We start from the raw sequence: 13,890 nt of genomic DNA, 5'->3' as shown, positions 1-13,890 counted from the left end.
GAACCTCGAACCTCGAACCTCGAACCTCGAACCTCGAACCTCGAACCTCGAACCTCGAACCTCGAACCTCGAACCTCGAACCTCGAACCTCGAACCTCGAACCGCGGACCGAATTCATACAGGAGACGAACCATGGCAGTGGGGCCAGCAAGCTTTCCGGACATGCCGGCGATCGAAGGGCTGCGCCTGGGCACGGCCCGGGCCGGCATCAAGACCGCCGGTCGCCGTGATCTGGTGGTGATCGAGGTGCCGCAGGGCGCGGCCGTGGCGGGCAGCTTCACCCGCAACGCCTTCTGCGCGGCGCCGGTCACCGTGGCCCGTGAGCACCTGGCCGAGTGCACCCTGAAGGGCGCCGCGCCGCGCTATCTGGTGATCAACACCGGCAACGCCAACGCCGGCACCGGCGAGACCGGGCTGCGCGACGCCCGCGCCACCTGCGCCGAGCTGGCCGGCCTGGCGGGGGTGGAGCCCTCGAGCGTGCTGCCGTTCTCCACCGGGGTGATCGGCGAGACCCTGCCCATGGATCGGCTGCTGGGCGGCCTGCCCGAGGCGCTGCGCAGCCTGGACCAGGGCGCCGCCGGCTGGACGGCGGCGGGCGAGGGGATCCTCACCACCGATACCCGGCCCAAGGGCGCCAGCGTGACCGTGGAGCTGGGCGACGAGACGGTCACCCTCAACGGCATCAGCAAGGGCTCGGGGATGATCAAGCCCAACATGGCCACCATGCTGGCCTTCGTGGCCACCGACGCGGCCATCGCCCCCGGACAGCTCGAGGCGCTGCTTCGCGAGGCCGTCGACCGCTCCTTCAACTGCATCACGGTGGACGGCGACACCTCCACCAACGACGCCTGCATGCTGATCGCCACCGGGCGCGGGGCCCGGGTCGACGACGAGCACCGCCTGGCCGTCTTCCGTGACGCCCTCCAGGCGCTGATGATCGAGCTGGCGCAGGCCATCGTCCGTGACGGCGAGGGCGCCAGCAAGTTCGTCAGCCTCCAGGTCGATGGCGCCATGACCCGCCAGGAGGCCCTGGACGTGGCCTTTACCGTGGCCCACTCGCCGCTGGTCAAGACCGCGCTGGCCGCCAGCGACGCCAACTGGGGGCGGATCCTCGCCGCCGTGGGCCGGGCCCCGGTGGCGGACTTCGACGTCGAGCGGGTGGTCATCGACCTGGGGGAGGTGCGCCTGGTGGAAGGCGGCGGTCGCGCGCCCGGCTACACCGAGGCGGCCGGCAGCGAGGTGATGGCTCGGGAGGAGATCCCGATCCGCATCGACCTGGGGCGCGGCGAGGCGAGCGCCACCGTCTGGACCACCGACCTGACCCGGGACTACGTGGCCATCAACGCCGACTATCGCAGCTGACCGCCGCCGGGCGGTCGCGTCACGATTCGAATCAACCGCGCAACCCCCCGTGGCGACGGCCGCGGGGACAAGTGGGACAAGGTGAATGAACGCAATGGTGAAGAGAAGGGTGCACGTGGCGGCCGCCGCCATCATCAGCGCCGACGGCCGTGAGGTGCTGCTCGCCCGGCGCCCGTCCAACGTCGATCATGGCGGCCTCTGGGAGTTTCCCGGCGGCAAGCTGGCGCCCTACGAGACCGGCCTCGAGGCCCTCAAGCGCGAGCTGCACGAGGAGCTGGGCGTGGAGATCCGCCGGGCCCAGCCGCTGATCCGCATCCATCACGAGTATTCCGACAAGCACATCCTGCTCGACGTCTGGCAGGTCCACGACTTCGCCGGCGAGCCCTTCGGGCGCGAGGGCCAGGCGGTACGCTGGGTCCCCATGAACGAGCTGATCAACTACCCCTTCCCGGCGGCCAACCTGCCGATCCTGCGGGCGGTGATGCTGCCCACCGAGTTCCTGATCACCGGGGAGGAGGATGACGAGGACCGCTTCGAGGGGCGCCTGGAGCGGGCCCTGACCGAAGACGGCGTGCGTCTGGTGCAGCTGCGGGCCAAGAGCCTGGATCGCGCCGACTACCTGGGTCGCGCCGAGCGGGCGCTGGCCCTGTGCCGTCGGCACGGCGCGCGCCTGGTGCTCAACGGCGATCCCGATCTGCTGGACGGCGTCGACGCCGACGGTATTCACCTGACCAGCGAGCGGCTGATGCAGCTGGAGCGCCGTCCGGTCGCCGAGGGCAAGTGGCTGTCGGCCTCCACCCACGATCATGCCCAGCTGGCCCGGGCGCATCGCATCGGCTGCGACTTCGTGACCCTCTCGCCGCTGCGTACCACCCCCTCGCACCCCGAGGTGGCGCCGATCGGCTGGCACGACTTCCAGCAACTGGTCGAGCACGCCGGCATGCCGGTCTTCGCGCTCGGCGGCATGACGCGCTTCGACGCCAACCATGCCCGCGCCGTGGGCGCCCAGGGGATCGCCTCGATCCGCGATTTCTGGAAGTAGGCGCGAGGGACGAGGGGCGAGGAGTAAGGAGCGAGGAGCGAGGAGCGAGGAGCGAGGGGCGAGGAGTTAGGAGTGAGGGGCGAGGAGGCCTCACTCCCTGCTCGGCGGGTCATTATCCTGCTCGAACCTCGAACCTCGAACCTCGAACCTCGAACCTCGAACCTCGAACCTCGAACCTCGAACCTCGAACCTCGAACCTCGAACCTCGAACCTCGAACCTCGAAGCTCCCCCTTCGCGTCAGTCGCGGTAGCGCCGGGTCAGGTCGCCGTAGGCGTCGACGCGCCGGTCGCGCAGGTACGGCCAGATGCGCCGGACGGCCTCGCCGCGGTCGAGATCCAGCGTCACCATCAGCCGCTCGGCCTGCTGGCCGGCATGGGCCAGCAGTTCGCCCTGAGGCCCGCAGACGAAGCTTCCGCCCCAGAAGTCGATGCCCTCGCTGACCCCGGAATGGTCGGGCTCGTGGCCGACCCGGTTGGCCACCAGCACCGGCAGGCCGTTGGCCACCGCGTGGCTGCGCTGGATCAGCGTCCAGGCCTCGCGCTGGCGCGCCTGCTCGTCGTCGTCGTCGCCGGGATCCCAGCCGATGGCGGTGGGGTAGAGCAGCAGCTCCGCGCCTGCCATGGCCATCAGCCGCGCCGCCTCGGGGTACCACTGGTCCCAGCACACCAGCAGGCCCAGGCGGCCCACCGAGGTGTCGATGGGTTCGAAGCCCTGGTGGCGTCCGGGGTCGTGATCGCCGGGGGTGAAGTAGAACTTCTCGAAGAAGCCCGGATCGTCGGGGATGTGCATCTTGCGATAGTGGCCGACCCGGCCGCGGTCGCCGTCGTAGACCACGGCGGTGTTGTGATAGACGCCGGCGGCGCGGCGTTCGAACAGGGAGCCGACCAGGACGATGCCCAGCTCGGCCGCCAGGCCGGCCAGGCGGCGACCGGTGGGGCCGTCCAGGGGCTCGGCCAGGTCGAACAGCGCGGTGTCCTCGTGCTGGCAGAAGTAGTGGGTGGCATGGAGCTCCTGGAGCATCACCAGCCGGGCGCCGGCGGCCGCCAGTTCGCGGATGCCGGCCTCGCTCTCGGCGAGGCTGCGGGACTTGTCGGGCCAGGCCGGCTGCTGGACCAGGCCGACCGTGAGGGGGCGGGTCATGGCGTCTCTCCTTCGGGGGGGCGGATCCCGGCGAGGGTCCCCCGGGGCAGTTGCATGGTCAGGCAGTGCAGGCTGCCATGCTGGCGGATCACCGTGCTGCAGTCGATGGGCAGGACGTCCCGGTCGGGGAAGGCGTCGGCCAGTGCCCGCAGCGCCCGGGCGTCGGCGGCGTCGCCATAGGTCGGCACCAGGACGGCGCCGTTGATGATCAGGAAGTTGGCATAGGTGGCCGGGAGCCGGTGGCCGTCCTCGGGATCGTAACAGGGGCGCGGCCAGGGCAGGGGAACCAGCCGGTAGGGCCTGCCGTCGGCCCGGCGCAGGGCCTGGAGCTCCCGCTCCATGGCGGCCAGCGCCGGATAGTGGGGGTCGCTCGGATCGTCGCAGCGCACATAGGCGATGGTGCGCGGGTCGCAGAAGCGCGCCAGGGTGTCCACGTGACTGTCGGTGTCGTCGCCCGCCAGGTGGCCATGGGCCAGCCACAGCACCCGCTCGATGCCCAGCGTCTCGGCCAGGCGGGCCTCGATGGCGTCCCGGTCGAGGCCGGGGTTGCGGTTGTCGTTGAGCAGACAGGCCTCGGTGGTCAGCAGGGTGCCCGCGCCGTCCGTGTCCAGGGCGCCGCCCTCGAGCACCAGGTCATGGGAGATCAGCGGCGCGGCGAAGGCGCCGGCCGCGGCCAGGCGCCGGGTCAGGCGGTTGTCCCGGGCGGCCTCGAACTTGCCGCCCCAGCCGGTGAAGACGAAGTCGAGCAGCTGCGTCTCGCCGTCCCGCGTCACGGTCAGGGGGCCATGGTCCCGGGCCCAGGTGTCGTCGCCGTCGGCCACCACCAGGTGCAGGCGCTCGTCGGGCACGCCGCGATGGCCGAAGCGCCCGGCCAGCCGGGTGCGGGTGGCCGCGTCCGGCACGGCGATCAGCACCGCCTGGTAGCGGGTGATCGCGGTCACCAGGCTCTCCAGGGTCGCCTCGATGCGCGACAGCAGTGGCGCCCAGTCGCTGTCGGCCCGGGGCCAGGTCAGTTGCACGGCATCCTGGGGATGCCACTCGGGCAGCAGGCGTAGGGCCATGGCCGGCCTCCTCGGTGGGGGAATCGGCGCAATGTAGGGGCGCCGTCGGCGGGATGCAAGCCCCGGGCCGGGCCATCGTCGTCGCCCGGTCGAGGCCGGCGTCGACAAACGTCGTCGGCGATCGCCTACAGCCCGTTTCGGCCGCAGGGACCATCCTGTGGACGAGGCATACGTCGAGGAGCAGATGTCATGGACTACCTGACCCTGGCCCTGGGAATGGCCATCCTGTCGGCGCTATCGGCCCTGGCCAGCCTGCCGGTGCTGGCCCGCGTGCTTCGTCAGCTCGATGGCGCCGAGGCGCCGCCATCTGCCGGGTCGCTCCCGGTGCGCGCTGCGCGCCGCCGGCCGGCGCGCGGTGGTCACGGCCGGCGACGCTGTCTGCCGCCGGAGATGGTCGCCCTGCTGATGCGCCAGCGCTGAGCCGGCCGGGGCAAGATGCAGGTATCGTGCAATGCCGGCGGCCCCGGTGCAGGGGTCGGGCAAAACACGTACCATGAGCGCTCGCCGACAAGGAACGCTCATATGCTGGATCGCCTGCCCCTGCTGATCGGGTTGCGCTATGTTCGCGCCAAGCGGCGCAACCACTTCATCTCCTTCATTTCCCTGACCTCCATGCTGGGCCTGACCCTGGGCGTGGCGGTGCTGATCCTGGTGCTGTCCGTGATGAACGGCTTCGATCGCGAGCTGCGCGAGCGGGTGCTGGGCATGGTGCCGCACACCCGGATCGAGGTGCCCGCCGGACTCGACGAGTGGCGGCCCCTGGCCGAGCGCCTCACCCAGCGCGAGCACGTCGTCGGCGCGGCGCCCTATATCCAGCAGCAGGGCATGTTCTCGGTGGGCGGCCGCAACCAGGGCGCGCTGGTCACCGGCGTCGAGCCCGACTGGGAAGGGCGGGTGTCGATCGTCGACGAGCACATGACCCGCGGCAGCCTCGACGACCTGCGGGCCGGGGAATGGAACATCGTGCTCGGCTCGATGCTGGCCCGTCAGCTGGGCGTGGCGGTGGGCGACCGCGTCACCCTGCTGGTGCCCGAGGCCTCGATCACCCCGGCCGGCGTCTTCCCGCGGCTCAAGCGCTTCACGGTCAGCGGCATCTTCAGCGTCGGCGCCGACCTGGATGCCAGCCTGGCCTATGCCCACCTCGATGACATGCAGACCCTGGCGCGCATGGGCGATGCCGTGGGCGGCCTGCGCCTGGAGCTCGACGACCTGTTCCGCGCCGGCAGCGTGACGCGCGCCATCATCGACGATCTGGGGCCCGGTTATCGCGGGCTGGACTGGACCTACACCCGGGGCAACCTCTTCCAGGCCATCCAGATGGAGAAGCGCATGATCGCGCTGTTGTTGACCGTGATCATCGCCGTGGCGGCCTTCAACATCGTCTCCACCCTGGTGATGGTGGTCACCGACAAGCACGCCGACATCGCCATCCTGCGCACCCTAGGGGCCACGCCGCGCTCGATCATGGGCATCTTCATGGTCCAGGGGTTGGCCATCGGGGTCATCGGCATCCTGATCGGGGTGGCGCTCGGGGTGCTGCTGGCGCTGACGGTGTCGGACATCATCGCCTTCGTCGAGTCGACCTTCGGCATCCATTTCCTCGATGCCGGCGTCTACTTCATCAGCGAGCTGCCCTCGCAGCTGCTGTGGTCGGACGTGGGCAACATCGTCGCCGCGGCCTTCGCGCTGACCTTCCTGTCGACCCTCTACCCGGCCTGGCGCGCGGCCCGGGTGCAGCCCGCCGAGGTGCTCCGCTATGAATGATCCCGCGATGACCCGGGCGCCCGCCCGCGACGCCGACCGGCGCGAGGTGATGCTGGCCTGCGAGGGGCTGACGCGAACCTATCGCGAGGGGCCCCGGGACCTGACGGTGCTCGACGACCTGGCCCTGGAGGTGCGAGCCGGCGAACGGGTGGCGGTGGTCGGCAGCTCCGGCTCCGGCAAGACCACCCTGCTCAACCTGCTGGGCGGCCTGGACCAGCCCAGCGGCGGCGAGGTGCGCATCGCCGGACAGTCGCTGCTGGCCCTGGGCGACGCCGCGCTGGGACGCTTTCGCAACCGGCACATCGGCTTCGTCTACCAGTTCCACCACCTGCTGGCCGAGTTCACCGCGCTGGAGAACGCCGCCCTGCCGCTGATCGTGCGCGGGCAGCGCAAGAAGGCCGCCGAGGCACGGGCCCTGGAGCTGCTGGCGCGGGTGGGCATGGCCGAGCGGGCCGCCCACAAGCCCGGCGAGCTCTCCGGCGGCGAGCGCCAGCGGGTGGCCATCGCCCGGGCGCTGGTGACCGACCCCAGCCTGGTGCTGATGGACGAGCCCACCGGCAACCTCGACCAGCACACCGCGGCCAGCATCCTGGCGCTGATGGACGAGCTCGCCGCGGCCGCCGCCTGCGCCTTCGTGATCGTGACCCACGACTCGGGGCTGGCGGCCCATCAGGATCGGGTGCTGCGCCTGGACGGCGGACGGCTGGCCGCGGAGACGCCGCGAGCCTGAGGGCTAGCGGCGCCGCGCCGCCCGGCGCTTCCAGCTGCGCGAGACCTGCCAGCGCCAGGCCAGCCGGATGGCGGTGCTGCCCAGCAGCCCGGCCAGGGTCGCGGCCGCCAGCGAGCCCATCGCCAGGGCGGGCAGGGCCTCGACCAGCTGATCGGCGACCCAGGCGGTGGACAGCCGCTCGGGGGCGGGGTGCACCGGCAGGTCGAGCAACCAGGCGCCGAGCCGGTAGTTGCCGTAGAAGATCAGCGGCATGGTCAGCGGGTTGGTGATCCATACCAGCCCCACCGCGAGCGGCAGGTTGGCGCGCAGCCACCAGGCGCCCAGCGCCGCCACCGCCATCTGGAAGGGAATCGGCAGCAGGGCGCAGAACAGCCCGACGAAGAAGGCGTTGGCCACGCTGCGCCGGGACAGCATCCACAGCGAGGGGGTGGCGATCAGGTGGCTCATGAAGCGCAGGGAGCGCTGGCGCCTGAGGGTCTCGGGGTGAGGCAGGTAGCGCTGCAGGAGACGGCGCGGCATGACGATGGGCTCGCGGCTTCGATACCCCGGCTATTATCCATACATGCTCGGCGCCTCGCCATGCCGCCGGTCAACGCGCCGGCGCCTGGGCCACGATCGGGGACCTTGCCATGCGAACAGGACTGGCCATGCCGCTGGCCCTCGCCGTCCTGGGCGGGGCGTTGGCGGGGCACCTGGGCGCCGGAGCGTCGGCCCAGGGTCTGGGGCTGGCGCTGCTGGTCGCCCTGGGCGGGCGGCGCTGGCGGGCCGGCCTGCTGCTCCTGGTGGCGCTGGGCGTGGCCGGCCAGCTCTGGCTGGCCCGCGGCGGCGAGCTGTCGCCGGGCCTGTCGCGCCAGGAGCTGATCCTCGAGGGGCGCCTCGCGGCCGTGACCCGCCGGGACGGCCTCCAGCGGCTGGTGATCGACGTCGAGACCTGCCGCCCGGGGTCGCCGGGCCTGCCCGACTGTGACGACCTGTCCCGGGCCCGGCTCGGCGCCTACGATGCCCCGCCCATGCGCCCGGGAGAACGCTGGCGCCTCGCCGCGCGGCTGCGGCCGCCCTCGGGGTTCGCCAATCCCGGTGCCTTCGACTACCGGGCCTGGCTGCGCCGCGAGGGCATCCAGGCCACCGGCTACGTGCGCCGCGCCCCCGCCCCGAGGCGCCTGTCCGCGGCGCCGTTCTCCTTGCGTCGCCGGGCGCTGGCCCACCTCGACACCAGGGCGTTGCCGCCCACGGCGACGCGCTGGCTGGCCGCCCTGACGCTGGGCGCCGACGAGCGCCTGACCGCCGACGACTGGGAGCGCCTCAACGCCAGCGGCACCACCCACCTGATGGTCATCTCGGGGCTCCATGTGGGCCTGGTCGCGGGCTTCACGCTGGCCCTGGCCAGGGGGCTGGCCCGCTGCCTGACGCCGGGAGGCTGGCGGATGGCGGTCTGGCCCTGGTGGATCGCCGGAATCGCCACCCTCGGCTATGCGCTGCTGGCCGGGCTCGAGCCGCCGGCCTTCCGGGCCACGATCATGGCGCTGGTCGGGCTCTGGGTGGCCAGCGGGCGCCATGCCCCGGGTCCCTGGCAGGCCTGGTGGCTGGCGCTGGCCCTGGTGGTGGGCCTGGACCCGCTGGCCGCCTGGCGCCCCGGGACCTGGCTGTCCTTCGGCGCCGTGGCGCTGCTGATCCTGATCTGGCAGGGCCGCCCCCGCCCGCGGGGCGTCCGCGGTTGGCTGTGGGCCCTGGCGCGCAGCCAGCTGCTGCTGGCCCCGGTGATGGCCGGTGGCGTGCTGCTGGCCTTCGATCGCCTGGCCCTCGCCGCGCCCCTGGTCAACCTGGTCGCCGTGCCCCTGGTGGGCAGCCTGCTGGTGCCGCTGGGATTGGCCGGCTGGGCGCTTGCCTGGCTGCCCGGCGTGTCCGACGGGCTCTGGCGGGGGTTCGCGCTGCTGACGCAGGGGCTGCTCGATGGATTGGCGGCGGCGGTGGCCGTGCTGCCGCTCTGGGAGCCGCCGGCGCCGCTGGCGATGCCCCTGGGCGTCGCCCTGATCCTGGCCGGGCTGCTGTGGGCGCTGCCGGGCCTGGCGAGGTCGCTGCGCCTGGCGGGCAGCGGCCTGCTGGCCTGCCTGCTCCTGTGGCCGCCCGTCGAGGCGCCGCCGCCGGGGGCGCTGAGGGTGCGTGTCCATGACGTGGGGCAGGGCCAACTGGTGGCCCTGCGCACCGCGCGTCACCGGGTGCTGGTCGACACCGGCCCGCGCTTCGCCTCGGGCTTCATGCCCCTGGCCACCCTGTGGCCGGACGGGCAGCGCTTCGACGACGTCATCGTCAGCCATGGCGACCTGGATCACGCCGGGGGGCTGGCGGCGCTGGCGGCGTCCCACCGGGTCGGCCGCTACCTGGCGCCGCCGGGCGCCGAGCTGCCGGTGGCCGCCGAGCCCTGCGTGACGGGCCGCCGTTGGCGCCGCGACGGGGTGCGCTTCCGGGTGCTGTGGCCGCCGGAAGGCACCGCGGGGCTGTCCGACAACGATCGCTCCTGCGTGTTGCTGGTCAGCGCCGGCGAGCATCGCCTTCTGATCACCGGCGATGCCGGGCGCCGGGTCGAGCGGACCCTGCTGGCGAGCCTGGACGGCCCCGTCAGCGTGCTGATCGCCGGCCACCATGGCAGCCGCAGCAGTTCCGATCCGGCCTTCCTGGCCGCCGTGCGCCCCCGTCAGGTGGTCGTCAGCGCCGCCCGGGACAATCGCTACGGCCATCCCGCCCCGGCGGTGGTGCGGCGGTTCCGCGCGCTCGGCAGTTGCCTGTGGAGCACCGCCCGGGACGGCGCCGTGACCCTGTGGCTGGGGCGGGGCCAGGGCCTGCGGGCGAGCGCCGAGCGCCGAGGGGCCGGGGGGCGCGGCGGTGTCGAAGGGGGCTGCCTTGCGGTAGAATCGCCCCCTGTCGATGCCGGACTGTCGCCGGTGAAGGCTCGAGGGAGGTGACCGCCATGACCATGATGGAGGCCCTGATTGCCGGGGGCTGGCTGATGGTGCCGTTGCTGGGGTGTTCCCTGGTGGCGGCGGTGATCGTGATCGAACGCCTGTGGACGCTGCGCGCCCGGCGCATCGCGCCGCGCGGGCTGGGCCAGGAGGTCTGCTCGCTGGTCGCCCAGGGGCAGGTCAACCTCTACTGGCTGGAGAGCCACTCGCCGCTGGGCGGGGTGCTGGCGGCCGGCCTGCGCAACGCCCGCCTGGGCCACGAGCAGGTGCGCGCCCGCTTCCAGGAGGCGGCCACCGCCGTGGTCCATGACATGGAGCGCTACCTGAGCCCGCTGGGGACCATCGCCTCGATCACCCCGCTGATCGGCCTGCTGGGCACCGTGGTGGGCATGATCGAGGTGTTCGCGGTGATCGTCGCAAGCGACGGCGGCGAGCGCACCGCCGACCTGGCCGGCGGCATCTCCCGGGCCCTGGTCACCACCGCCGCCGGCCTGACCGTGGCGATCCCCGCGCTGATGTTCCATCGCTACTTCCAGCGCCGGGTCGAGGACATCACGGTCCGCATCGAGGAGCAGGCCGGCCAGGTGGTGGAGTTCCTGGCCCACCATGCCGGCGAACTGACCCTGGCCGAGCGCCGCGAGGCGACGCCGGCGGAGGGGGCCAGGCCGTCATGAGGGTGCCGCGCCGGCGTCGCGAGGCGGTGGAGGTCAACCTCACCCCGCTGATCGACGTGGTCTTCCTGCTGCTGATCTTCTTCATGGTCTCCACCACCTTCGAGACCCGCCAGGCCCTCGAGCTCGAGCTGCCGGAGACGGTCACCGGCGTCGCCGCCGAGCCCTCGCCGGTCACGGTGGTGGTGACTCCCGCCGGGGAGTACCGGCTGGGCGAGCGGACCCTGACCGCCGGGGCGCTGCCCGAGGCCCTGGCCGCCCGGGCCGAGCGGGCCCGGGAGCACGGCCTGGTGGTCGAGGCCGACGGCCGGGCCGCCCATGCGGCCGTGGTCCGCGTCCTCGACCGGGCCGGCGCCCTGGGCATTCGGCGAGTGCGCATCGCCACCGCCGAGGCGACACACACTGAAGCGGAGACACCGTGAGTCAACATTCGGGCTGGACCCTCTACAAACGCCTGCTGGGCTACGTCAGGCCCCACTGGAAGGCCTTCGGGCTGGCGGTGCTGGGCTATGCCATCTATGCGGCCTCCAGCACCGCGCTGGCGGAGATGATGAAACGCCTGATCGACGGCATCCAGGATCCGGACGCCGCCTTTCGCCTCTTCCTCCCGCTGTTCGTGGTGGGCATGTTCGCCACCCGGGGGCTGGGCACCTTCCTGGGCACCTACTTCATGAGCCACGTGGCCCGCAACCTGGTGCATGCCCTGCGTTGCGACGTCTTCAATCACATGCTGCACCTGCCGGGGCGCTTCTTCGACGAGCACTCCTCGGGACATCTCATCTCGCGGGTCACCTACCACGTCGAGCAGGTCACCGGCGCCGCCACCAAGGCCATCACCATCCTGTTGCGCGAGGGGCTGTTCGTGATCGGCCTGGTGGTCTACCTGCTGTGGACCAACTGGATGCTGACCCTGCTGTTCCTGGCCGTCACCCCCTTGATCGGCGGGGTGGTGAGCTACGCCAGCAAGCGTTTCCGGCGCATTTCCCGACGCATCCAGCGCTCCATGGGCGAGGTGACCCACGTCGCCTCCGAGGCCCTGTCCGGCTACCGGGTGGTGCGCACCCACGGCGCCGAGGCCTTCGAGAAGGCGCGCTTCGCCGAGGCCAGCGAGGTCAACCGTCGCCAGAGCATGAAGGAGGCCCTGACCAAGGCCACCAGCACCCCGGTGATCCAGCTGCTGGTGGCGCTGGCGCTGGCCGTGCTGGTGTGGCTGGCCATGTCGCCGGCGCTGATGGCCGACATGACCCCCGGCGAGTTCGTCGCCTTCATCACCGCGGCCTCGCTGATGGCCAAGCCGGTGCGCCAGCTGACCGAGATCAACGCCACCATCCAGAAGGGCATCGCCGCCGCCGGCGAGCTGTTCGGCCTGCTCGAGGAGCCCCCCGAGGAGGACCGCGGCAGCGTGGCGCCCGGCCGCCTGCAGGGGCGGGTGACCTTCGAGGGCGTGCGCTTCGCCTACGGGGAAGACCAGCCCGAGGTGCTAAAGGGCATCGACCTGGAGGTCGCCCCCGGCGAGATGGTGGCCATCGTCGGCCGCTCGGGCAGCGGCAAGTCGACCCTGGTGGGGCTGCTGCCGCGCTTCTACCGGCCGACCGACGGGCGCATCCTGCTCGACGGCGTGCCGATCGAGGAGTTCCAGCTGCAGCCGCTGCGCCGCCGCATCGCCCTGGTCTCGCAGATGGTCACCCTGTTCAACGCCAGCATCGCCGCCAATATCGCCTACGGCGTCGACGATCCCGACCCGGCGGCCGTCGAGGCCGCCGCCCGCGCCGCCCATGCCCACGAGTTCATCGAGCGCCTGCCCCGGGGCTACGAGACCCTGGTGGGCGAGAACGGGGTGATGCTCTCCGGCGGCCAGCGCCAGCGCCTGGCCATCGCCCGGGCGATCTTCAAGGACGCGCCCCTGCTGGTGCTCGACGAGGCCACCTCGGCGCTGGACACCGAGTCCGAGCGCTATATCCAGGCGGCCCTGGAGGAGGTCTGCCGGGATCGCACCACCTTCGTGATCGCCCACCGCCTGTCCACCATCGAGCGGGCCGACCGGATCCTGGTGATGGAGGCCGGCGAGATCGTCGAGCAGGGCAGCCATGCCGAGCTGCTGGCCCGGGACGGCGCCTACGCGGCCCTGCATCGCCTGCAGTTCCAGGACGCCCAGCCGGCATGAGCGGTGGGCTCGCGGCGCGCTGGCTCGAGGCCGCCTACCACGGCGCCCCCTGGCTGCGGGCGCTGCGCCCGCTGGAGGCGCTCTACCGCCTGGCGGTGCGCCGTCGGGTCCGCGCCTATGCCGAGGGCCGCCGCGAGGCATGGCGCGCGCCGGTGCCGGTGATCGTGGTGGGCAACATCACCCTGGGCGGCACCGGCAAGTCGCCGCTGGTGGCCTGGCTGGCGCGCCACCTGGCCGAGGCCGGATGGCGGCCGGGCATCCTCTCCCGGGGCTACGGCGGCCGGGCGGAGGGCTACCCGCTGCGGGTCGACGCGGACACCACGGCCGACGCCTGCGGCGACGAGCCGCGCATGCTGGCCGACCAGACCGGCGTGCCGGTGGTGGTGGATCCGCAGCGGCCGCGGGGCGCGCGGCTCCTGCTGGAGGCGGGCTGCGACCTGCTGCTCGCCGACGATGGCCTGCAGCACCTGGCCCTGGCGCGGGACCTGGAGCTGGTGGTGGTCGACGGCCATCGCGGCCTCGGCAATGGCCGCTGCCTGCCGGCCGGTCCCCTGCGCGAGCCCGGCGAGCGGCTGGCCCGCGTGGATGCCGTGCTGATCAACGGCGAGCCTCGCGACCCGGCGCTGGACGGCCATCCGCGGATGCGCCTGGCGCCGTCCGGCTGGCGGCCGCTGGCCGGCGGCGCGCGGCGCGCGCTGTCGCCGCCGCCCTTCGCCGGGCGGGTCCATGCGGTGGCCGGCATCGGCCGGCCGGCGCGCTTCTTCGCGACCCTGGAGGCGCTGGGCGTGCCCCACCTGGCCCATCCCTTCGCCGATCACCATCGCTTCACCGCCGCCGACCTCGACTTCGGCGACGCGCTGCCCCTGGCGATGACCGCCAAGGATGCGGTGAAATGCCGGGAGCTGGTGTCGGGGGAGGCCTGGGTGCTGGAGGTGGAAGCCGCGCCCGATCCCGACTTCGTCGCCTGGCTGGACCGCCGCCTGGCGGCACTCTGACCG

General features: G+C 72.6%; 13 protein-coding genes. 10 read left to right on the top strand and 3 right to left on the bottom strand.

Features of this window, described 5'->3' with window-relative positions; translation table 11 throughout:
* Window positions 1-132: 132 nt before the first annotated feature.
* The gene (argJ, locus tag QC818_RS15955; RefSeq protein ID WP_309653851.1) at window positions 133-1,362 is read left to right on the top strand and encodes a bifunctional glutamate N-acetyltransferase/amino-acid acetyltransferase ArgJ; all 1,230 of its coding nucleotides are present in this window, start codon (window positions 133-135) and stop codon (window positions 1,360-1,362) included.
* A 94-nt stretch (window positions 1,363-1,456) separates the two neighbouring features.
* Window positions 1,457-2,404 (top strand): Nudix family hydrolase, encoded by a 948-nt coding sequence (locus QC818_RS15950; RefSeq protein WP_309653853.1) that lies wholly within the window; start codon window positions 1,457-1,459, stop codon window positions 2,402-2,404.
* A 238-nt stretch (window positions 2,405-2,642) separates the two neighbouring features.
* On the opposite strand, the gene QC818_RS15945 is transcribed toward QC818_RS15950, so the two are convergent.
* Together QC818_RS15945 and QC818_RS15940 are read right to left on the bottom strand one after the other, a co-directional pair.
* The gene (locus QC818_RS15945) at window positions 2,643-3,545 is read right to left on the bottom strand and encodes a carbon-nitrogen hydrolase (RefSeq protein ID WP_309653850.1); all 903 of its coding nucleotides are present in this window, start codon (window positions 3,543-3,545) and stop codon (window positions 2,643-2,645) included.
* The gene (locus tag QC818_RS15940) at window positions 3,542-4,606 is read right to left on the bottom strand and encodes an agmatine deiminase family protein (RefSeq protein WP_309653849.1); all 1,065 of its coding nucleotides are present in this window, start codon (window positions 4,604-4,606) and stop codon (window positions 3,542-3,544) included. Before QC818_RS15940 ends, QC818_RS15945 begins: the two co-directional genes overlap by 4 nt.
* A 189-nt stretch (window positions 4,607-4,795) precedes the next feature.
* Between QC818_RS15940 and QC818_RS15935 the strand changes: the two genes are divergently transcribed.
* The 3 genes from QC818_RS15935 to QC818_RS15925 all read left to right on the top strand — a co-directional run bounded on the left by QC818_RS15935 (window position 4,796) and on the right by QC818_RS15925 (window position 7,100).
* A complete protein-coding gene (locus QC818_RS15935; RefSeq protein WP_309653848.1) occupies window positions 4,796-5,026 on the top strand; it encodes a hypothetical protein in 231 nt (76 codons plus the stop codon).
* Window positions 5,027-5,128: 102 nt separating this feature from the next.
* Window positions 5,129-6,370, top strand: coding sequence for a lipoprotein-releasing ABC transporter permease subunit (locus QC818_RS15930; protein ID WP_309653847.1), 1,242 nt, complete (start codon window positions 5,129-5,131; stop codon window positions 6,368-6,370).
* A complete protein-coding gene (locus QC818_RS15925) occupies window positions 6,363-7,100 on the top strand; it encodes an ABC transporter ATP-binding protein (protein WP_309653846.1) in 738 nt (245 codons plus the stop codon). Before QC818_RS15930 ends, QC818_RS15925 begins: the two co-directional genes overlap by 8 nt.
* Before the next feature lie 3 nt (window positions 7,101-7,103).
* Here the strand turns inward: QC818_RS15925 and QC818_RS15920 are convergent, their stop codons facing one another.
* Complete coding sequence (locus tag QC818_RS15920) at window positions 7,104-7,619, bottom strand: DUF2062 domain-containing protein (RefSeq protein WP_309653845.1); 516 nt, start codon at window positions 7,617-7,619, stop codon at window positions 7,104-7,106.
* Between the two features lie 110 nt (window positions 7,620-7,729).
* On the opposite strand from QC818_RS15920, the gene QC818_RS15915 reads away from it, so the two are divergent.
* Genes QC818_RS15915 through lpxK form a run of 5 tightly spaced genes read left to right on the top strand, consistent with a single transcriptional unit; the run spans window position 7,730 to window position 13,887 of the window.
* Entirely contained in the window at window positions 7,730-10,060 is a 2,331-nt protein-coding gene (locus tag QC818_RS15915; RefSeq protein WP_309653844.1) for a DNA internalization-related competence protein ComEC/Rec2, read from the top strand.
* A 5-nt stretch (window positions 10,061-10,065) separates the two neighbouring features.
* Window positions 10,066-10,731 (top strand): MotA/TolQ/ExbB proton channel family protein, encoded by a 666-nt coding sequence (locus QC818_RS15910; RefSeq protein WP_309653843.1) that lies wholly within the window; start codon window positions 10,066-10,068, stop codon window positions 10,729-10,731.
* The gene (locus QC818_RS15905) at window positions 10,728-11,150 is read left to right on the top strand and encodes an ExbD/TolR family protein (RefSeq protein ID WP_309653842.1); all 423 of its coding nucleotides are present in this window, start codon (window positions 10,728-10,730) and stop codon (window positions 11,148-11,150) included. The genes QC818_RS15910 and QC818_RS15905 overlap by 4 nt, the downstream gene beginning before the upstream one ends.
* A complete protein-coding gene (gene msbA, locus QC818_RS15900) occupies window positions 11,147-12,892 on the top strand; it encodes a lipid A export permease/ATP-binding protein MsbA (protein ID WP_309653841.1) in 1,746 nt (581 codons plus the stop codon). The genes QC818_RS15905 and msbA overlap by 4 nt, the downstream gene beginning before the upstream one ends.
* Window positions 12,889-13,887 carry a tetraacyldisaccharide 4'-kinase gene (gene lpxK / locus QC818_RS15895; RefSeq protein WP_309653840.1) on the top strand — a complete coding sequence of 333 codons (999 nt, stop codon included), beginning with the start codon at window positions 12,889-12,891 and terminating at the stop codon, window positions 13,885-13,887. The genes msbA and lpxK overlap by 4 nt, the downstream gene beginning before the upstream one ends.
* The last annotated feature ends 3 nt before the right edge of the window (window positions 13,888-13,890 follow it).

The sequence above is a fragment of the Halomonas koreensis genome (genome assembly GCF_031451675.1).
GTDB classification, from domain to species: Bacteria; Pseudomonadota; Gammaproteobacteria; order Pseudomonadales; family Halomonadaceae; genus Halomonas; species Halomonas koreensis.
Note: the sequence above shows the minus strand (reverse complement) of the source record. Positions and strands in the feature narration are given on the sequence as shown.